Source organism: Pandoraea aquatica, assembly GCF_902459565.1.
In the GTDB taxonomy this organism is placed as follows: domain Bacteria; phylum Pseudomonadota; class Gammaproteobacteria; order Burkholderiales; family Burkholderiaceae; genus Pandoraea; species Pandoraea aquatica.
The window spans coordinates 154,374-176,887 of sequence record NZ_CABPSN010000011.1; the positions used below are offsets into that span (position 1 = coordinate 154,374).

At 62.2% G+C, this 22,514-nt stretch carries 9 protein-coding genes; all 9 read left to right on the forward strand.

All coding sequences use genetic code 11. The annotated features are described in order from the left end of the window. Positions 1-17: 17 nt before the first annotated feature. A complete protein-coding gene (locus tag PAQ31011_RS25195) occupies positions 18-674 on the forward strand; it encodes a TetR/AcrR family transcriptional regulator (protein WP_150578357.1) in 657 nt (218 codons plus the stop codon). Positions 675-1,149: 475 nt separating this feature from the next. Then, positions 1,150-3,171, forward strand: a complete 2,022-nt coding sequence (locus PAQ31011_RS25200) for a filamentous hemagglutinin N-terminal domain-containing protein (RefSeq protein WP_150578358.1) — start codon at positions 1,150-1,152, stop codon at positions 3,169-3,171. A gap of 2 nt (positions 3,172-3,173) precedes the next feature. After that, positions 3,174-5,006, forward strand: a complete 1,833-nt coding sequence (locus PAQ31011_RS25205) for a ShlB/FhaC/HecB family hemolysin secretion/activation protein (protein WP_246179775.1) — start codon at positions 3,174-3,176, stop codon at positions 5,004-5,006. A 75-nt stretch (positions 5,007-5,081) separates the two neighbouring features. Then, positions 5,082-6,002 carry a peptidylprolyl isomerase gene (locus PAQ31011_RS25210; RefSeq protein ID WP_246179777.1) on the forward strand — a complete coding sequence of 307 codons (921 nt, stop codon included), beginning with the start codon at positions 5,082-5,084 and terminating at the stop codon, positions 6,000-6,002. A 190-nt stretch (positions 6,003-6,192) separates the two neighbouring features. Continuing rightward, on the forward strand, positions 6,193-18,165 hold the full coding sequence (locus PAQ31011_RS25215) for a beta strand repeat-containing protein (RefSeq protein WP_150578359.1): 11,973 nt from the start codon (positions 6,193-6,195) through the stop codon (positions 18,163-18,165). Beyond that, positions 18,162-18,434: a DUF6966 domain-containing protein gene (locus PAQ31011_RS25220; protein ID WP_150578360.1), complete on the forward strand. Its 273-nt coding sequence runs from the start codon at positions 18,162-18,164 to the stop codon at positions 18,432-18,434. The genes PAQ31011_RS25215 and PAQ31011_RS25220 overlap by 4 nt, the downstream gene beginning before the upstream one ends. A 503-nt stretch (positions 18,435-18,937) precedes the next feature. Next, a complete protein-coding gene (locus PAQ31011_RS25225; protein ID WP_150578361.1) occupies positions 18,938-21,217 on the forward strand; it encodes a DUF637 domain-containing protein in 2,280 nt (759 codons plus the stop codon). An 11-nt stretch (positions 21,218-21,228) separates the two neighbouring features. After that, positions 21,229-21,825, forward strand: coding sequence for a hypothetical protein (locus PAQ31011_RS25230; protein WP_150578362.1), 597 nt, complete (start codon positions 21,229-21,231; stop codon positions 21,823-21,825). Between the two features lie 483 nt (positions 21,826-22,308). Further along, on the forward strand, positions 22,309-22,514 hold a 206-nt coding region (locus PAQ31011_RS25235; RefSeq protein ID WP_425495141.1), incomplete at its 3' end, for a hypothetical protein.

Below are 22,514 nucleotides of genomic sequence, written 5' to 3' on the forward strand. Positions count from 1 at the left end.
GGCGATATACTTCGCCAATGGAAAATATTCAGCAAATCGGCAATCGGCGGGGCCAGCGCTCGCGTCAGGAGATCCTGGAGGCGGCATCTCGGGTGATGTCGAGCTATGGCTACGCGGGCACGTCGATGTCCGCGCTGGTCGAGGCGACGGGCATTCCCAAAAGCGCGATCTATCACCACTTCGGTTCCAAGGCGGGGCTGCTGGCCGAGGTCATGGCGGAGGGGGCGCACGGATTTTTCCTTGCCATGCGCGACGCACACCGCGATCCGCCGCAGAGCGCGTCACCGCGTGAGCGGCTGGGCTGGTATCTCGGACGAACCGGCGAAGTATTCGTGCACCGCGAAGAATTCCTGCGGCTGTTGCTGATGATCGTGATGGGCGATCAGGCGGTCGAAGCACCGGAAGCCATGCAGACCGTGATCAAGGTCCGCGACGAGGGCCGAGACTATATGCGGGTGATGATCAAGAGCGCATTCGCCACGGAAGGCGATGCGGTGGCGACAGCGGTGGCCGACGAACTTGCCCACTTCGGTATGGTGGGCTTCGACGGCGCGTTCATCTCCTTGCAGTCGGGCGACGGCAAACCGATGGCGGAGTACATGGCACAGCTCACGGACGCGATGGTCGCTCTGGGGGAGGCTTCTGCCGCAAGGCACCGGGCAACCCAAGGCTAAGTGCACAGCGGGCGCAGCGCGCCAATGCGTGTTGCATGCGGCTCCCTGAGAACCAGTGGCACTCCAATACATCAATAAATCGGGTTTCCTAAGAAAAATCCAATAAAAAAAAAGCCGAAACCCTAAAGAAATCCACATCTTGATCCGTAATGCTCTGTCTGGGCTGGTTCTCACCAGTTAGGAATCCGAGGGGCGCGGCGTCTTGCGCAAAGCTGGCACATCACGATAGCCGGCGCATGAGATGCCGTTTCGGGGAACGCAGAGGATGTGACTGTGAGTCGCATTCGACGCGGCCTTCGGATGTTGCGAGCAGTATCACAATCAAAAGAACGAAGATCAGATGCCTTGGCAATCAACGCGCGAAGTCTCGCCGTTGGCCGGCGGGATTGGCGGGCACAGTAAACGCAGTCATCGCAGTTCGGGGATTCAGCGGTTCCAACAGTTTCAACGGGTATCGAGGTACGGCCTGGCGACCATGCTCGCTGCGGCCGCGCATTGCCATGCCGCCGGCATTGTGCCGGACGGCGGCACCGCGACCTCCGTCACCGTTGGCGCGGACGGACGTCAGAACGTCAACATCGCAGCCCCCGTCTACGGCGTCTCACACAACACATACACCAGCTTCAACGTCGATCGCGCCGGTGCGACCCTGAACAACACAGGGATGAACGCACGGACCATCGTCAACGAAGTGACGGGAACCGCGCCCAGCCTGATTCAGGGCCAGATCGCCGTGGCGGGGCCGCGCGCGAACGTCATCCTCGCGAATCCGAACGGCATTACCGTCAACGGAGGATCGTTCGTCAACACCGGCCACGTCGCGCTCAGCACCGGCCAAGTGTCGTTCAGCGACGTCCTCGTCGCCCCAGGCCTTTACCAGCGCAATGTGGTGCTCAACACCGGCCAGGGCACCATCGAAGTCACAGGCGGCGGGCTCGCAGGCACGCTGATCGGTCTGGAGCTCATCGCCAAGACGGTCAAGGTCAGCGCCCCTATCACCAACGATTTCTCGTCGCCCACGGCGTATGTGCGCGTCATCGCCGGTAGTAGCAAGGTCTCGCTCAAGACCAGCTTCTCCCCGGACGACAACAACAACGACTGGGTGACGTTCGCCAACAGCCAGCAGTCGAACCCCAACGCCATCGCCCTCGACATCGAGCCGACCGGCAGCATCACGTCCGGACGCATTCAGTTGTTGACGACGGACCTCGGCGCAGGCGTGCGTCACGCAGGCGCGATGATGGCCAACGCGGGCGACTTCTCCCTGACTTCCGCAGGCGACGTGCTCCTCGCCCCGTCGAGCAAGATCAACGTCGCGAACAATCTGTCGTGGCAGGCGAGCGGACAAACCGCGATGCGCGGCGCGTCGATCCTTACCGGCGGCTCGATCAACCTGTCCAGCGGCAGCGTACTCGTGGCGAATGCGGGCGCGATCCAGTCGACGCTCGTGTCCTCGCGTAGCGGCATCGTCGTCAACGCTCAGGGCGACATCACGAACGTCAGCAGTCTGATTCAGGGCGTCACACGCGAGCGCGCATTGACGTCGTCCGAGGGCGCAATCACCTTCAACGCCGGCGGGACGATCACCAACACCTCTGACCCCGGCAATCCTGCCGGTGCGTTCGGTGTCGTCTTCGGCGTGAACGACGATGTCGTCATGCGCGCCGCTCGCGACATCGTCAATCTGAACGCACGCGTCGAATCGAACCAGTCGGTCACGATGGCGGCGCAAGGCGATCTCAGCAACGTCATTTCCCATACCGAAGGCGCGAACGGTGGCGTTGCAACCGCCTACGCCAACAGTGGTCGACGCTGGTTGCTCTTCTCCACCCGCGACGAAGGCTTCTCGGTCGACTACGGCTCGCTTCCTGCGCCGAGCCAGCTTTCCTACATCATCGCGGACGCCGGCAACGTCACGCTCTCGGGCCGCAACGTCTACAACGTGGGCGGCACCGTGCTGACCAACGGCGGCGATATCCGCGTGACGGCCGCGAACACGCTCGTCAATCAGGCAATCATGACGGGACAGGCGTCGTACCAGCGCTCGTGCTTCATCTTCTGCCGGGCGCAGGCGTCGAGCACGACGGCGTCCTTTGGCGGCCAGATGCAGGCATCGGGCAACATCTCGCTCGCCGCCGGACAAAGCGCGACGAACATCGGCGGCAACGTCATCGCATGGAGCGGCAATCTGACGGTCGACGCGCCACTCGTCACCGCTCAAGGCCTGCTCGGGTACACCGCCTACAACGGCACGCGTGGCCTGAAGGCGTGGTTCGGCAATCGCTGGGCGGCGATCTACGCGCAGAACGACGGTGGCTTGTTCTCGGCGGCTTCCGGTGAAGTCGTGCTCACCGGGCGTGGCGTAATCAAGGGCGGTGTCATCACCGGGGCGAAGGGCGTGCGCGCGGTGCAAGGCATCGAGACGGCCTACGTGCCGTATCGCGAACCGGCGAGAATCGGCACGCACCTCGGTCTGACGACGTGGTTCGGCCTATGACCATGCGCCACACATTTCGCCGCACCTATCTCGCACACATCGTTGCTGCATCGCTGATGGTCGTCTCCGGAGCGATGCACAACGCGTTCGCGCAAACGCCCCCCGGGTTGCCGCCCATACCGTCCGCTCCTGCGGGCGTCACACCGCAACAGGACCCCGCGCAGCGCCTGCTCGACGAACAACGCAACCGCGAGCTGCAACGCGAACTTGACCGTCAACCCGCGCAGATCGATGTCGCGCCGTCGTCGTCGTCCGCATCGCAGCAGGTGCCGGACCTCCCGGCCGACGCGGACATCGACACGCTGCCGGACCCGGAGCCGACGTTCCTCATCGACCGCATCGTCTTCAAAGGCGACACGGTCCTCAGCGCGTCGGAACTCGACCGGATCACCGCGCCGTTCCTGCATAAATCGCTCGGGCGTCGACGCATCGACTTACTGATGCGTCGACTGACGGAAGCCTTCGTCGCACGTGGTCTCATCACCACACGCGCTTACCTCGCCACCCCACAGAACCTGTCGTCCGGCACGCTGGCGATCACGGTCGTCGCGGGCCGCATCAGCGGCTTCACGTTGAACGGGGGCGCATTGCGTCCCTCCGCCACGGGCGACGGCAAGCAAGGCGACGGCGGCGGCCTGGTGACGGACGCAGGTACCGCATGGGCCTTCCCCACATCGGTCGGCGACGTTCTCGAACTCCCTGCGCTCGAACAAGGCGTCGACCAGATCAACCGTCTGCGTCGCAATCAGGTGCAGATCCAGATTCTCCCCGGACAGGCGGCGGGCGAGTCGATTGTGGCGATCCAGAACCCGTTCGGCAGCCGTCTGAACTACAACGTCGGCTTCGACAACTACGGCAGCACGGCGACCGGCAAATGGCGCACGCGCGCGTCGGTGGAGGCGGGTAACGTCATCGGCTTGCAGGAATCGCTGAGCCTGTCCTACGTGGGCACACGCGACAGCAACGCGCTCGTCGTGTCGGCGGCCGTCCCCTACGGCTTTCAGACGTTCAGCTACACCGCAGCCCTCTCCGAGTACCAGCAGATCATCGGCGGCACGGCATTGCTCTACGGCCGCACGCTCAGCCAGATTTTCGGCTGGAACAACGTGCTCAGACGCTCGTCCTCGGGGCGAGTGAGTCTCGACGTCACGCTCACGAAGCTCTCGACCGAGCGCGACGTCAACGACATTCCGCTGTCGCCACAAGACCTGACGATCCTGCGCGTCGGTGTGTCCGGCCTCTGGCGCTTCACGCGCAATGGCCAGCCCGGCGCGCTGACGGCATCGCTCGGCGTGTCGCAGGGCTTGCCGTGGCTCGACGCCTCGCGCGACTTCGACGGCATTCAGAAGCAAGACGCCCACGCCCAGTTCACCAAGCTCGACGCCAGCACGACCGTCCAGATGCCGCTCGCGCAGATCGGCCCGACGATCTGGACGTGGCGCACCACGCTTACCGGTCAGTACAGCGCCGTCGCCCTGTTCGGCAATGCGCAGATATTCCTCGGCGGGACGGACTCCGTACGCGGCTTCATGCAAGGTGGCATCGCGGGCGACAGCGGCTTCTACGTCCGCAACGAAGCCGTCTGGGCCAACGCCCCCGTCTGGCAAGGGCTGCGCTGGGAGCCGTACGCGTTCCTCGACGGCGGCAAAGCGCATCTGGTGGCCGAAGCGGGTTGGCCGACGCTCATCGGCGTCGGTGCCGGGGTCCGCGCGCAATGGCAGTTCCGTGGACAGACGTTCTCCGGCGAGCTGATGGCGGGCCGTGCGCTCGTGCAGCCGTCGTCCATGGGGCCGAAAGGCAGTGTCGTTCTCGTCACGCTCAACTGGGCGGGATGAATTCCGAAGATGCGGGCCTACGAGCCGTCAGGCAACTGGCTCGCAGCGCTCGTCAACGTTGTGGGAGAGGTATCGATGAAAGCGAAGTTCAGCCGTATGTGGATGGCTGCGGGGGTATGCGCAGCGTTGGGTGGGGTGACGTTACCGGCCATGGCGGCGAAGTCTGCGGCCGCGCCGTCGTCAGTGAAGGCGGATGCCAAGGGCGACAGCAAAGCCGACAACAAGGCGAACGCACAGAAGCCGCTGCCGGCGGACGCCATCGCCAGCGTCAATGGCGTGGCGATCCCGAAGGTGTCCGTCGACGCGATGGTCAAGGCGAGCGGCCAGCCCGACAGCCCGCAACTGCGTGAGTTGTTCAAAGGGCAACTGATCGCCAACGAGCTGCTCAAGCAGGCGGCGCAGAAGCAGCACTACGAAGCGCGTCCCGAAGTGCAGGCGGCCGTCGAAGCGGCGAAGACGATGATCGTCACCCGCGCGTTCATGACCGAGCACCTCAACGCTGCGCCGGTCAGCGACGCCGACGTCAAAGCGAAGTACGACGCGGTCGTCGCCACGCTGGGCGAGAACGAGTACCACGCGAGTGTGATCGCCGTGCGCGACGCCGTCACCGCACAAACCGTGCTCGATCAACTGAAGAAGGGCGGCGATTTCGCGGCATTGGCGCGTCGGTACAGCCAGGGGCCGAACGCTGCGCAAGGCGGTCAGTTGAACTGGGTGTCGTTCAAGACGCCGATCACGGCAGGCAACACGCAGAACTGGCCGCAGCCGATTGCCGAAGCGCTGGTGAAGCTGCCCAAGGGCGGCGTGTCGAGCGAGCCGTTGCAGATCGGCGAGCAACTGTGGATCTTGCGCGTCGACGACAAGCGCGCCACGCAGATTCCGAAGTTCGAAGAGAGCGCGCCGCTGCTGCGCAAGCAACTCGAACAGGTGGCGATGGAAAAGGCCACGGCGCAAATGATCGGCGATCTCGTCAAGAGCGCACGCATCCAGCAGTAATCCGGAAGTCATTGAGCGATGCCGGGTGTGATTGAGACGCCCGGCATTGCTCGACATCGTCGCCTTCCGACGATTCGCAGTCAGTACTCAGAAGTCAGTACTCAGAAGTCCGCAGTCCGCAGGTCATCGAGTCGCCGCAGGGGGTGCGGCGGTCTCGCGCTACGCACGTCAAAAACGAACAGGTCACGCCATGAACGCATCTTCGCGAGGATTCACCGAAGTTGGGGAAAACGCACGTCAGTCGATGGATATCGACGACGAGGCGATGGATTTCCACTTCCCGGAGAAGCCCGCGATTCGTCTGTGGCAGCGTGCCATCGCCGCTTGCGTTGCGCTGACACTGCTCGTCAGCCCGATCTCGGTGACGTTCGAACTGAGTCAGTCGGCCGCACGCGAGTTGGCTACCAACGCGACTGGAAAAGCAGGCTTCGACGAGACCGCCCTGACGGTCCTGCGCTCGCTCGCGTCGTTGCGTGTGCACGTCGGCATGCAGACAGCATCCGCCGCGCCGATCACCGACCCGACCGCGCCGGTCGTCTTCGCACCGAAGATCACCACGAGCGGCAACGGCGTGCCCGTCGTCAACATCACAGCACCCAATGCAGCGGGCATCTCGCTCAATCAGTACCAGAGCTTTAACGTCGACGCTGCCGGTCTGATTCTCAACAACAGTCTGCTCAACGGCACGTCGCTCAACGGCGGAGCGATTGCCGCCAACCCGAATCTGGCGGGCCGCACCGCGAGTACCATCGTCAATCAGGTGACGTCGTCCGGCGGTGCTTACGCGTCGGCGCTCAACGGTCCGCTCGAAGTCTTCGGCGCACCGGCCACGGTGATCATTGCGAACCCGAACGGCATCTCCGTGCGTGGTGCGGGCTTCACCAACACCATCGGCGTGACGCTGACGACCGGCACGCCGCAGTTCCTCTCCGGGCCGGGCGGCACGCCCACCGATTTCGCGAACGCCAACGCGCTCGGCTACAACGTCAATAGCGGCCACATCCAGCTGGAAGGGAATACCGGGATGAACGGTCCCGGTAGCGGCATCGAAGGTACCGTCGGCGCGATCGATCTCATCGGCCAGACGGTCGGTATCAACGCGCCGCTGTACGCGGGCACGCGCATTAACGTCATCACTGGCAATCAGCAGGTCTTGACGGGGGCCGTGGACGGCACTGGCACGCGCTACATCACGTCGGCCAACGGGGCGGCCAATACAGCGCAAGCCATCCAGAGCGCGACGGGCAACGCACAGGCGTTTGCCATCGACGCGACGCGCTTCGGCGCAATGACTGCCGGACAGATTCAGGTCATCGGCACAACAGCTGGCCTCGGCGTGCGCATGGCGGGCGATCTCGCATCGACGACCGGCGACCTCACGCTTTCGTCGGGCGGCGATCTCACCGTTGCCAATCACGCAGCTCAGCAACAGGTGCAGATGACGAGCGGGGGCAACGTCGCGCTCAGCGGCACAGGCCTCGGCGAGACCGGCTATCGATTGACGGCGACCGGCGATGTGACGTCGGCCGGATCGCTGCAATCGGGCAAGGCGATGGACGTGCAGGCGGGCGGCAATCTCACGCTCGCGAACCTTCAGTCGAACGGCGACACTGCGTTGAGTGCAACGAAGGCGTTGGCGCTGAAGGAAGCGCAGATCGGCGGCAATCTGTCGCTCGCGACGCAAGACAGCGCGCTGGGTGACATCCGTCTGACGGGGCCGGTGACGGTGGGCGGTACCCTCGTTGCAAACGCCGCACGCAGTCTCGTCGTGACGGACAGCACGGGAGCCAACGGCAACGTGTCCATCGTCACCGGCGGCGATTTCCAGATTGCGCAAGGCGCGCGTCTGACGGGCCACAGCGCGATATCGACGCAATCGGGCGGCGACGCGCGCATCGACGGCACGCTGGCATCCGGCGCGCAACTCGACATGACGTCGAATCGCCGCGTCGACGTGCAGGGCGACGTGGCGTCGAGCGGCACCGCACGCCTGAGCGCAGGCGAGACGCTCAACGTCGACGGCACATTGCTCGGCCAAGCCGATGCGACGCTGCGCGCAGGCAGCGATATCACAGGCAAAGGCAAGTTCGCTTTCGGTACCGATGCCACATTGCGCGCCGGGCGCGACATCTCGCTAACCGGGGCGCTGCTCGCGGGCGGACTGGACGTCGAAGCAGCGAACGGCCTCTCGCTAGCCGATGTACAAAGCACGGGCGTCGCCGCGTTGCGCGCGTTGGGCAGTGCAGGTGGCGGCGACATCGCTCTGCAAGGCAAGGTCTCGTTCTATGGCGCGGCGGCGCTGACGGCAGCGCGCGACATTCTCGTGAACGGCACGACGGCCGGTGCAGATGCCGTGACACTGAACGCCTCACGCGACGTCAACGTCGCAGGCTCGCTTCAGACGGCGGGCACCGCGAATCCGCTGACGATCACTGCGGGTAATGCCATCACGGTCCCCGGGACGATTCAGGCGAGCGCAGACCTCAAGGCGACAGCCGCTACGACGCTCGACGTGGCAGGCAGTGCGACCGCAGCGGGCGACGTCGCTCTGCAATCCGGCGGCGACATGCGCGTGGCAGGTAACGTCTCCGGTCAACGTACCGGCAAGCTCGACGCCGGTGGCAATCTCGACATCGGCGGCGGCGCGCATTTCCTCGGTGACACCTGGCTGACATCCGGTGCGAACGCCACGCTGGGCGGCAAGTTGCAGACGGCGAACCTCGTCGTCACGAGCCGCAACGCCGTCACGCTGGGCGATGTCCAGACCAGCGGCACGCTCGACGTGCTAGCGCGCGGTCTCGACGGTAGCGGCGACATTCGCGTGGCCGGACCGTTGGCGTCCTTCGGCGTGGCGACGTTGACTGCTGCGCGCGATTTCGTCATTGCCAGCACCGGCACGATTGCTGCGAACGACAAGCTCATCGTCACGGCGCAGCGCGATGCACAACTCGACGGCGGTGTGACGGCAGTCGGCGACGTGGCGATCACCGCGACGTCCGGCAATCTGAGCACGACGGCGAACCTGAGCACGAATAGTCAGCTCGCATTGACCGCCGGGCAATCGGTGACGCTCGGCGCACCGCAGACGAGCGCCATCGGCAACGCCACGGTCACCGCAGGACAGGACATCGTGCTGAACGGCGCGCTGGTCGGGCTCGCGGGTGTTCTGCAAGCCGGGCGCGATCTCGTCGGCGCAGGGGCGTCGGCGTTCACCAACACGGCGACGCTCGGCGCGAACCGCAACGTCAATCTGTCCGGCGTTCTGCAGGGCAATGGCGTGAGCGTGACGGCGGGCAACAACGCGACTGTTTCCAGCGTCACGTCCAACGGTCTGTTCTCGGTGTCGGCCAACGGCAATGCAGGGGGCGGCGACGTTGTCGTCAATGGCGAGTCGAGCGTGGTCGGTGCAGTCAATCTGAAGGGCGCGCGCGACGTCACTGTCGCGGGCACTTTGCAGACAGGCGAAGACGCGACGCTCATCGGCGCACGCGACGTCAACATCACGGGCACGATCAAGACCGCGAAAGACGCAACGCTGACGGCGACGCAGGGCAATGTCAACGTCGACGCGCAGGGCAAGCTCGGCGTCAACGGGCAGTTGACCGCGTCGGCAGGGACGGACGTCGTCATGGGCGGCCAGACGGCCGTCGCAGGCAACACGACGCTGACCTCCGGGCGCGACACGGTCATCCAGGGCGCGTCGAACGGTCAGGGCACCGGACGCATCGATGCGGGCCGGGACGTCAGTGGCGCAGGCACGGCCTCGTTCACGGGGACGCTCGACGTGAGCGCAGCGCGCGACGTCGACCAGAGCGGCTTGTTGCAAGGCGGTGGTCTGACGGTCGTCGCAGGTAACAGCGTGACCGTTAAAAACGCGCAGTCGACCGGCGCATTGACGCTGACCGCCAAGGGCCTCGCGGGCGGTGGTGACGTCGTCGTCAATGGCGAATCCGGCGCACCGGGCACCGTGTCGTTGCAGGCTGCGCGTGACATCACCGTGGCGGGCACGCTCGGCGGCGGCGCGGGCACCACGCTCGACGCGCAACGCGACATCGCCGTAAGCGGTGCGATCCAGTCGGTGGGCGACGCTAACCTGACGGCGCGTGGCGGCAGTATTCGCGCGACGGGCGGTGTGAGTGGCGGGGCCAACCTCATCTTCAACGCAGCGCAAGACGTCGCACTGGGTCAGTCGACGAGCGCGTTGCGCGACGTCACGATCAACGCCGGACGCGATCTGCAACTCGGCGCGGTGTTGCTCGGCGTGAATGCAAACCTGACGGCGGGTCGCACGTTGTTCGATACCGGCGACGGCAGCAGCAAGGCTGTCTTCACGGGTAACGCCACACTCGCATCGGCAGGCGACACGCGACTCACGGGCGGCGTGCAGGCGAATGCCATCGACGTGACGGCCGGAGGCAATGCGACACTAGGCGTCCTCAACTCGGCCACCAGCATCAAGGTCGCAACGACCGGCACGGCGGGCGCGCTGGGCGGTCCGGGCGACATCGTCTTCAATGGCGCAGTGTCGTCGCCGAATGCATTCTCGGCGACGGCCGCACGTGACATCCTCCTTGCAGGCAGCGTGGCGTGCGGTGCGGCGTGCGAACTGACCGCACAGCGCAATCTGTCGGTGACGGGCACGGCGCTCACGATGGGCGACCTCTCGCTGATCACGCGCATGGGCGACCTCGCCATCAGCGGTGAGGTGACGACTGCGGGTGCGCTGCTGGCGACGAGCGCGGGCAACGCAACGCTTGGCGGCAAGCTGAGCGTGCAGGGCGACTTGCGCGCTACTGCTACCAACGATCTCACGCTGACGGGGCAAACCAACGTGCAGGGAATCGGCGCGCTGCGCGCCGGTCGCGACGTTCTCGGGGACGGCACGGCATTGTTCGGTGGCGATGTCACGCTCGATGCCGGGCGCAACTCGGCGCTGACGGGGGCACTGTCCGGCCAGAACGTCGACGTCCACGCCGCGAACAACGCGGGTCTGCATAACGTGCAGGCGACCAAGGCACTGACGGTGACGGCGGACGGCGGCGATGTGGCCATCACTGGCGACGCAGTCGCACTCGGTACAGTGACGCTGACCGGCGCACGCGACGTCGCCGTGACTGGCAAGACGGTCGGTGGCGACACCGTCACGGTGACCGCGGCGACGGGCGACATTCGTCTGCAAGGCGACACGGCTTCCGAACGCAATCTCACGCTGACGGCGGCGAACGGTGCAATTACGACGGGCAATGCGGGCGCGCAAGGCGACGTCACCGTCAACGCGGGCAAGTCGCTGACAATGCAAGGCGACACGACGGCCAACGGTCTGGTGCGTCTGACGTCCGGCGGCGACATGACGCTGGGCAATGTGCGCAGCGTCGTCGCAGACGCGATCGCCGGGCTGCTGACGGCAGGTGACAAGCTCAGCGCTACATCGCTCACGTTCGGCAATGGCGGTCTCACTACGGTGTCCGGCGGCGCGACGCAAGTCACGGGAGCTATCGTCGCAGGCGATGCGCTAACGATGACCACGACAGGCGACCTGTCTGCGGGCGCTATCCAGGCGGGCAAGTCGGCCACGCTCACGGCGGGCGGTGCGGGTGACGTTCGCGTTGCGGGCGACGTGGGCACAGGCACGCGCCTGACCGTCAATGCAGGACGCGATGTGACGCTTGGTGGCGCAGTGACGGCGGGCGAGGGCGTGACCGTCACGGCCGCGCGCGACCTGACGGTGACTGGCGCGCTGTCGGCGAATCAGGACATCGCACTGACGGCCACGCAAGGCAACGTCACGCTGACCGGCCCCGTTACCGCGATCCAGAACTTCACCGCGAAGGCGGGCAGTGCGCTGACGATGGGGGCCGCACAAGTCAACGGTGACACGACACTGACGTCCGGCACGACGATGTCGCTGGGCGGTCATCTGATCGGCAAGGGCACGGCGACGCTGCAATCCGGTGGCGACCTCACGGGAAGCAATGGGGCGCTGACGTTCGGCAAGGACGTGGCGATCACGTCCGGCGGCAAGCTGACGCTGGGTGGCGTGGATACCGCGGGCGATGTGAAGGTGACGTCGGCAGGCGACGCGTTGCTTGGCGCGGTGACGTCGATTGGCAAAGCGTCGCTTACCAGCACGTCGGGCAGTCTGACGGTGGACAAGGTACTCGTGGGCGGCACGCTCGATATGACCGCGGCGACGAACCTGACGGCATTGCAAGGCGTGTCGAGCATGGGTGCGATGACGTTGACCGCGCAGAGCGGCAACCTCAGCGTCGCGAACGTCTCCGGCAACGACACGGTTGCACTGCGCGCGGGACAAACGCTCACGCTCGGTGGCACCAACACCGTCGTCGGCGACATGACACTCAACGGCGGTAACGTCGTCATCAACGGCGCTACGACGGCGTCCAAATCTTTCACGGTCACGGCAACCGGTGCGCTCGATGCGAGCGGCGGGCAGCTCTTCGTCACTCAAGACGCGAAGCTGAGCGGCGCACGCATCGACACCGGCGCGATGATCGTCGGCGGTGCGCTGGATGTAACGGCAACGCAGTGGATCAAGACACACGGCCTCGCGCTCATCAATGGCGCGACGACCTTCAATGCAGGCGCAGGCACGTTCACGAATTCGGCGGGCGCGTCGGTGCTGAGTGCCGGACCGTTGTCGGTGACGGCGGGCGGCATCGTCAACGAGGCGAACGGGCAATTGGCGTCGACGAAGGCACTGACGCTGACGTCCACCGGCAACATCGTCAACAACGGGTTGATGAACGGCAGCACGACGTCGATCACGGCGGGTGGCGCGCTCACCAACACCGGGACGGTGCTCGGCGCGAATGGCGTCACGCTCAACGTCGGCGGGCTGAACAACAACGGCGGCATGATCCTCGCGGGCGACGTGACGGGCGCGACACCGGCGAGCGCGGATCTTGCGCTGACGGTCAACGGCGCCGGCACGGTCACGACGGCGGGCGGCGAGCTGGCCGCGACGCGCAACCTCGCGGCGTCGATGGGCGCGGCGACGTTCGACGTGACGGGCGGTGCGTTGCAGGCTGGCGGCACGATGTCGATTACGGCCAACGTCATCAACAACACCGGGTCGCTGCAACTCGGCGGCGCGAACACCGTGCTGACCGGGCTGGCGTCGTTCCTGAACAGCGGCACGATCCAGAGCAACGGCGCGCTGACGCTCGCGAGTAACGGCTGGTTCACGAACAGCGGCAGCGTGGTGGGCGGCAGCGATGTGACGATCAACGCGGCGACCATCAACGGTGTGGGCGCGACGATTCACGCCGACCGCGATCTGTCGCTGACCCGCGACGTCATCAACAGCGGCCTCATCGAAGCGAACCGCAACCTGAGCGCGACGGGCGGCAACTTCACGAACGCCGGTGCGAAGACGCAAGCGGCCGGTGACATCACCTTCTCGCTGCCGGGCACGCTGAACAACATCGGCGGCACGATCATCGCAGGGAACAACCTGACGGTGAATGCGGGGGCGGTGATTAATGATCAGGCGGCGGGTTCGGGCGCGGTGACGACTACGACGACCGTCGTCGATCCGAGTCTGATCTGGAGCGCGATTATCGGAACCCGTGGTTCGAAACTCAGCCTTGGTGCTGGTGGCGGCGAAGGCGACATGAACGTGCGGTGGCTCGATGTGACGGCCGCTGCAACGCTCGGAGATTTGCTGTCGCCGACGGGCGTGACGCTGGAAGGTAAGCCGGACGGCATCAATCCGTGGACGGGAGACCGCTGCAACGGCGGGCTCGCTCCGCTGTCATGTAATGCAGGCACTGCTGCGCCGACGACCGGTTCCGGAACGTTCTACATGAACAAGTTCCGGGGAAGTCGCATGGTCGGCGATAACCCGGTCGATTACGACTATTGGCAGGCGAGTGCGTCGCCCATGCCGAATGCGCTGACCTCTGTGGCGATCAACTTGCCTACGGTCAATCAGACGTCCACCGTGACGCAAATGGGTGCGAACGGCGTCATGATTGCGGGTGGCGACATTTCAGTCACGACGTCCAGCCTGTCGAATCGGGGTGGGCAGATTGCTGCGGGACGCAATCTGACGCTCAACGTCGGTTCAATGGCCAACGGCGCGGTCTCGCCCACAACCACCAGTGCTGTCGTGAACGCGGTCGATCAAGGACAGTACTCGGCATTCCTCGCTCAGCTCGCATCGCTGGGTGCCATCGAGGTTCCTACATATCAAAACGAGAACTTGTCTGATGCGCAGCTCGCGCACCAGACGGTGTCGTTCAACATTGCGACGGGTTCGGCGGCACCCACGTCGACATCAACGATTGGCTGGTCGTCGTCGCTCGGCCTGATCACCGCAGCGAACACGATCAATCTGTACGGCGGCAATCTCGTCAACGAGGGCATGATCTATGCCCAGAACAACGTCAACATCTTCGCTTCGAGCGTCACGAACCAGGGCGGTAATACCCAGCAATTCACATCGCAGGCAGGATGTGCGGCGGGCACGAGCAACGCTGCCTGCTACCGGGGTAACGACGTTCGCGGGCAAAACCCGAACACCACGTCATTCACCTTCGCGCAGAACAATGCCGCAATCATCGCAGGCAACAACCTCACGATTGCGGCGGGCACGATCAACAACAAGTACGGCGATCTGATTGCGGGTCACGATCTTGTGATCGGTGGCATTGGCTCGTCGGCGACGGGCACGACGGCGGCCGATTCGCTGACGAACACCTCGGGCAACATCCTCGCGGGGAACAACCTGACGCTGAACGTCGCGGGCGGTATCACCAACACGTTGCCGCCGCCGGTTCAGGTGCACGAAAACTACGGCAAGCTCGAAAAGTATTCAGGCTGTATGACGGCGGGTGGCTACAAGGAGAGCTACTGCGAGGCGTACGTCGATCAGCAGTCGGGCAACTCGTCGATCATCGGTGCGGGGAACAATCTGACGATCAACGCCGGGTCGCTGACGAACGTCGGCAGTCTGATCACCGCGGGGCTTAACGCGACGATCAACGTCAGTGGCCCGGTGGTCAATAGCGCGCAGACGCTCAATGCCTACTGGCACTCGCACTGGGTGCAAGAGACGGGCATGTTCGAGTCGGACAAGCGTCATGACGTGTGGAGCTGCGGCAGCGCAGCGGAATGTACGTCGCTGTATGGCGATGCCTATACAAGCGTAGGCGGCGTGATCAACCCGCCGACACCGGTGGGCAACATCGCTGCAACGATTCAAGCCCCGAATCTGACGGTGACGTCGGGTGGTCAGATCGTCAACGTGGGTAATGTGGTGGGGCAGTCGGTGTCGCTGACCGGTACGAGCCTGATCAACGGCATCACGACGGCGAACACGTACACACCGCAAGTCGGCAACGCGCCGCGAGTGATCAGTTTGGCTCCGGCAAACGGCGGCTTGAATCTGACGATCCCGGCGAGCTTGGGCGGTGCGGGTTCGTCAATCCTGACGGGAGCTACCGGCCAGCAGAACGGCCCGAGCTATGTCGTCGGTGGATTGGGCGCAACGCTCGATCCCATCTCCCCACAAGTGCTGATCTCTAACTTGCCGGCGTCGCTGCAACCGAGCACGACGACGTTCTACTTCTCGCCGCAACAAGAGTCCATTCAGCTTCAGCAAGCCGCCCTGATGCAAACGGGCAAGGCAAGCTTCATCAATGGGTTGTCGACGGACAGCACGTCGCAGTTGAGCGTCAACGACCAGCAGAAGCTGGTGCTGTACGGCAACGCCGTCGAGTACGCGAAGACGAACAACATCCAGTTGGGTCAGGCCCTGACACCAGAGCAGATCGCAGGGTTGTCACAACCGATGCTGTGGTACGTCGAGCAGACGGTGCCTGAGCCGGGGTGCACGGCAACGGGCAATGCGAAATGCCCGACCGTGACCGCGCTGATGCCGCAGGTATATCTGCCGGAGAACTTCACAGCGCTGTCCGCAGGCGGCCAGATTCTGGCGAGCAATGACCTGTCGCTGAACTTCGGCAGCACGGCGACGGGCGGCAGCATCCTCAACACAGGCTCGATCACCTCAGGCGGGACGCTGACGGTGAACACCGGCACGCTGACGAACCGCGCGAACGTGGTGGACGTCGGTGAAATCTGGAGCTACATCAAGGACGCGGGTTACCTGAAGACCACCGGCACGATGGTGCAGCCGGGTGGCTTCATGAGCGCAGCAGCGGGCGGATTGACGCTCAACGTCGACCAGTTCAACCAGATCGGCGGCGCACTCCAACTGCTCGATCCGAACGGTCAGGTGGATCAAGCCGCAACGCAAGCGTTCATCGCAGGCGTCGCGGCGCAACTGGGCGACAACTTCGTCCAGCAGACGCTGCAAAACGACTTGCACACGGATTTCGTGAAGCAGGGCGGGAATTTCGGGATTCAGCAGGTTGGGATGATCATGGCGGCGGCCATGACAGGCGCAGCCCTCGGCCCGCTGTTCTCGGGAATGATCGCCGCCCAACTCGGCACAACGGCTGCGACATTCGTGGCGGGTGGGCTGGGCAACGTGATGGCAAGCGCAGCACTCACCGCCATGACGAGTTCAACCCTCACGCAGGTGATGTTCACTGGCTCGTTGGACTTCGGCTCGGTACTGAAAACGGGCTTGTCGGCGGCGATTACCGCCGGGTTGCTGAACGGGATTACGTACTCGAGCGCCGATGGTTTGGGATTCTCGACGACAGCGTCCCCGAACAGCCTGAGTAGTCTCGCTGGCGTGAAGCCTACTTTCGTGGAAGGTACGGCGAGCCAAGCTGGTACGGCCTCCGCTGGGTTCTCAATTACTCAAGGCCTCGCAATCGCAGGTCAGTCAGTGATTCAAGCGGGTGTGCAGTCGACGATTCAGGGCGGAAGTTTTCTTGATGCTTTGAAAGCCGCTGGCGTTAGCAACATGAGCGCGGCATTGGCGTTCCAGATTGGTGATGCAAAGGGTGATCTCGGCCAAATCTTCGGACAGAACGGCGGCGAGATTGTATCCACAATTGCACACGGTGTTCTGGGCTGTGCAAGTGCGGCTGCATTGGGCAATGGATGTGGCGGTGGTGCGATTGGAGGTGCGCTTGGTTCCGCACTGAATTCAATATTCGACCCGAGCCAGGTACTCCCGCCCGAATTGCATGTCGGACTTATGGGTATAGCGGGTGCATTGGTTGCAGGCGCATTGGGGCAGGACGCGAATGCTGCAGCAAATGCGGCACAGAACGAGACGCAGAACAACTGGCTTAAACATAAGGCAGAAGGATTTAACAAGCCATCAGAGGCGGATCAACTCAAGGCGGCAGCGTCAGCTTGTAGTGCTAGCGGAAGTCTCAGCTCTGAGAGTTGCGGAAAGCTCAACGAATTGAGAGCGACTTCTCTAGCTCGTGATCAAGCATTGACGAGTGCCTGTGCCGACGCCAGCTCGGCAGCGTGCATGCTCGCGGTCGCAGACGCCAAAGCGAATGGCAATATCGTCGTCCGTGCTTCGAATGGTCAGATGTTTGCGGTTGATCCTGCAGACGCGCAAATCCTTTCCGGAGACGCGAACTCCAAGGCGGCACTGCTGGACAAGCAGTTGGGTAGCCCACTAGGGGCGATTCTCTCAGCCTTAGTCGTTGCGCTGGGCGGTTCCACAGAGACAGCGTTGGAGTGGGCGCAACTGGGGCAGGCTGTGGAAGGTGTCGGGGGTGGTCTCACGTCATTTGGTACCCCGACGACTGCTTCACCTGCGCCGGTGAGGACTGGAAATTTCACAAACAACTCTCTCGGGAGGACGCTTGGCAGCTATGATGCTGTGAATCCGGGGCCGTTGGCAGATTCGCTGGCCGAGTCGTTCGCTGGGGGGAGGTACACCGTAATCAAATTGCAACAAGATACGGTTCTTTATCGTGCAGGCACTGCGCAAGTTCCATTAGGGCAATTCTTTGTTGAGAAGCCTCCACAAGGCGTCCTCCAAAGCCGCATTGATAGCGCGGTGCTTCCAGTTTGGCCAGGTGGCGCGAAGTCCCCAATTGATTCAGCGTTTGCGGTGAGAATACCTGCGGGTACCACTGTGTATGTTGGGAACGCCGGATCACAGGGTGGCATTTATGTCGGCGGGACGCAACAAATCGTCGTTGTGAAGCCATGGACGATCGAGGGTGTCACAGTTCAATCAACTACTCCACTGAAATGACCAACGTAAAAGAAATTCAACGTATTTTGCTGCGCATGAGCGAGCTTCTAACGTTCAGCGGCCGTGATGATTGGGCAAGTTCAATCTCGCATCTGGCGGACAAAGCTGATGAAGGCTATTCGTCAGTGCGCCCAGAGATCAGGCAGATGTATGGAGGGATGGGTTCGTTGAACGACATCGTCCTCTACAAGGACGGAAACCTTCTGCGCGAAGAGAATGATGAGTTCGATGCCTTGCGCCATCGCTTACATGAGTTAACCAGGGGTTAGTTGTCAAAGATGCCTTTTCGGCAGCGATGGACGGGGTAGACTTCTTCGTGCGTCCATTCCCTTGAACTGAGTGTAAAGTGTGCTTCGACTTGCTTTGAGACAATCATTTGCATGGTTCGATGCTCATCCGGGGGATCGATGCGCACATTTCAGACAGGCCAAACCCCACGCGTCCCGACGCCACATTATTGGTGTTTCCCGCAAGTGAAATGCCACTTTATTCCGATGATTGGTTCATGGCCGGACAAGTCGTCGAGGTCTTCGTTTTCTTCGAAAGAGAGAATTTCCTGCTTTCTTTCACTGACGAAAGGCGTCGGGATTCGAGTGGCAGATGGCTTAGATTTTTAAGGCGCGACGAACTCCGGGCACTAGTTCATGTGGTGAGCGGAACCAACACTTAGTTGAAGTCGCGGCTCGACTTTCTTCCTGACACCGTGTCATCGATTTTCTATCGAGAACTGGACGGTCTCTGTGCCAGTTCTCAATAGGAAAAATGCGACGGATTGGGCGCGACACTCGATCCCATCTCCCCGCAAGTGCTGATTTCCAACTTGCCCGCGTCGCTGCAACCGAGCACGACGACGTTCTACTTCTCACCGCAACAAGAGTCCATTCAGCTTCAGCAAGCCGCCCTGATGCAAACAGGCAAGGCGAGCTTCATTAATGGGTTGTCGACGGACAGCACGTCGCAGTTGAGCGTGAACGACCAGCAGAAGCTGGTGCTGTACGGCAACGCCGTCGAGTACGCGAAGACGAACAACATCCAGCTGGGTCAGGCACTGACGCCTGAGCAGATCGCAGGGTTGTCACAACCGATGCTGTGGTACGTCGAGCAGACGGTGCCGGAGCCGGGATGCTCGGCAACGGGCAACGCGAAATGCCCGACCGTGACCGCGCTGATGCCGCAGGTGTACTTGCCGGAGAACTTCACAGCGCTGTCCGCAGGCGGCCAGATTCTGGCGAGCAATGACCTGTCGCTGAACTTCGGCAGCACGGCGACGGGCGGCAGCATCCTCAACACAGGCTCGATCACCTCAGGCGGGACGCTGACGGTGAACACCGGCACGCTGACGAACCGCGCGAACGTGGTGGACGTCGGTGAAATCTGGAGCTACATCAAGGACGCGGGTTACCTGAAGACCACCGGCACGATGGTGCAGCCGGGTGGCTTCATGAGCGCAGCAGCGGGCGGATTGACGCTCAACGTCGACCAGTTCAACCAGATCGGCGGCGCACTCCAACTGCTCGATCCGAACGGTCAGGTGGATCAAGCCGCAACGCAAGCGTTCATCGCAGGCGTCGCGGCGCAACTGGGCGACAACTTCGTCCAGCAGACGCTGCAAAACGACTTGCACACGGATTTCGTGAAGCAGGGCGGGAATTTCGGGATTCAGCAGGTTGGGATGATCATGGCGGCGGCCATGACAGGCGCAGCCCTCGGCCCGCTGTTCTCGGGAATGATCGCCGCCCAACTCGGCACAACGGCTGCGACATTCGTGGCGGGTGGGCTGGGCAACGTGATGGCAAGCGCAGCACTCACCGCCATGACGAGTTCAACCCTCACGCAGGTGATGTTCACCGGCTCGTTGGACTTCGGCTCGGTACTGAAGACGGGTCTGTCGGCGGCGGTTACGGCCGGGTTGCTGAACGGAATCACGTATTCGAGCGCCGATGGCTTGGGATTCTCGACGACAGCGTCCCCCAATAGCCTGAGTAGTCTGGCGGGCGTGAAGCCTACTTTCGTAGATGGCGCGGTAAGTCAGGCAGGTGCAACCACCGCTGGCCAATGGCTTACGCAGGGCGTTGCGATACTCGGCCAATCTGTGATTCAAGCAGGCGTGCAATCAACGATTCAGGGCGGGAGTTTCCTCGATGCGTTGAAGGTTAGCGGTGTTAGCAATCTGAGTGCGGCGTTAGCGTATCAAATCGGGTCCCTTGGTGCCGAAACGCTTGGTCAGCCGGGATACGTTGGGGCGCATGCGGTGCTAGGATGCGCTGCGGGTGCGGCTGTCGGATCTGGATGTGCGGGGGGAGCCATCGGTGCCGGGGTATCGGCATTAGTAGCGGATGATATAGCGAGGGCGGTGACCAGTGGTAAGGGTGTCACCGATCCAGCTCAGTTAGCGATTATTGCTTCGGCCACACAGCTCTTGAGCGCGGTGATAGCTGGTGCGGTAGGAGCAAATCCCAACGGGGCGGCGACAGCAGCGCAGAATGAAACGCTAAACAATGCGTGCGCGCCGGGACACGAGTGTGGGACGTTCGCGAGTGCAGTGAAAGATACGGTTCGTGCCACAGCGAACGCTGGACTTGGCATTGCCGAAGCCGTTCCGAACCTCTTTGGCGGTGCTCTGCCCGGATTCCCTGACTATGTTCCGTTCCTCGATAAGTACAAACTTGCCTATGACGATCCGGACTTCGGGGGCCTTGCGTCCTTCCTGTTGTCGATCGGAATCGCTAAGGGGGCAGGGGCGGCAGTCGGGAAATGGATGAACTCCGGCGATGGTCCGACTTCAGTTTGGAACACATCTGATACGGCGCAAGGGAGTAGATACCTGAACGTCACCACAAACCTAACGGCAAAGCAGTTTGAGCAGAATTTGATATCAAACGGTTACAAGGTAACGAGCCAAGGGGTAGGTACAAACGGACCGTTTACCGTTATGACAAATGGGACTTCGACATACACGACGTACATTCGCACCAGCACCGGAGAGGCTGGGGCGATGTTTAACGGAGTAGGAGGGGTGAGGGCAAAATTTTCCCTGATGAATCCACAATGAAAGGAAACGCTATGGATAAGAAAAATCAAAAGCAGTCTCAGCGAGACGCTCTGAATATGCTTTTGGGCTTAATCGATTTTAAGAAAAAATTCCCCGAAAATGTTTTTCGCGGAAAATGGGGGGGGGTTCTATTCTTCGAATCGGATGCCATGTTTTCCACGGAGTTCGCCGAAGTGGTTTCAGGACTGTTGCGGTATGAGGGGGCAAATGCTGCATCTTTAGTAAATATTGATGAGGCAAAGTCCCTTGGATTTGAAAATGTATCCGCATTATTTCTCGATGGCGAGGTAACGGGAGATTTGTATCAATCATTTTTGATTGGAGCAGGTCCGGCGAAGGGGTGGTTGTATAACGTTGACAGTTATGCATGCGCTTCGGACGTGGGCGGGTGGTGTATTTATTGTGAAAAAAGTAATGACATCGGCGTGATAGCTTCTCGTGAGCCAATCACGTCTTTAGCGGGCCAACAAGCTCTTCGCCTGCTTGGCGCAAGGCCGATCGAGACGTTGATCGCGGGAGGGGGGAGTGCTCTATTTCCGTTTAATCGATTGGTCGACAGTTGGCGAGAAGGATTGATGCAGAACTACGCGGTAACCCGTGCCGATTAGGCGTGCAGCAGATTCGCTGTTTTGATTATTGTAGTTATAGCGTCAGATCGACAAATAGTCTGAGCCACTTTGATTGCATTGTGTGCACATGGATCCCCTATCGCGCAAGATGAATTTTTTCTATTAATTTCAAGTTAACTTGTTGGTTTCGCGGTTTATCGTATTTTTTCCAAATATCGGTATAAGCTCGTATTCGCTCTTGGTTTTTCGTCTCTCTATGTATTCGTGTTGGATGGATTGGTAGCTGGTGTGGAGGGCACGAGGGGGGCTTTATATGCCGAATTCTTTCGGTCGCCTTGATTCTCGTAGCGTTGGGCGCCGGATTGATGGCCATGTTTTGTGTTCTTGTCAGTTCTATTGGTTCGAAGGGGAGGGCGGAGGGCAACAGCTATTTCCGCGAGCCAACTGGTGGAATGGGTGATTCGCATGTCTAGGAATTTGAGGCTAGACCCGCGGTGTTCTGTCGGTTGATGGCTACTTGTACTGGGCGGCATGTTCGAGTCGGACAAGCGTCATGACGTGTGGAGCTGCGGGAGTGCTGCGGAGTGTACGTCGCTGTATGGAGACGCGTACACGAGCGTGGGCGGTGTCATCAACCCGCCTACGCCGGTAGGCAACATCGCTGCAACGATTCAAGCCCCGAATCTGACGGTGACGTCGGGTGGTCAGATCGTCAACGTGGGTAATGT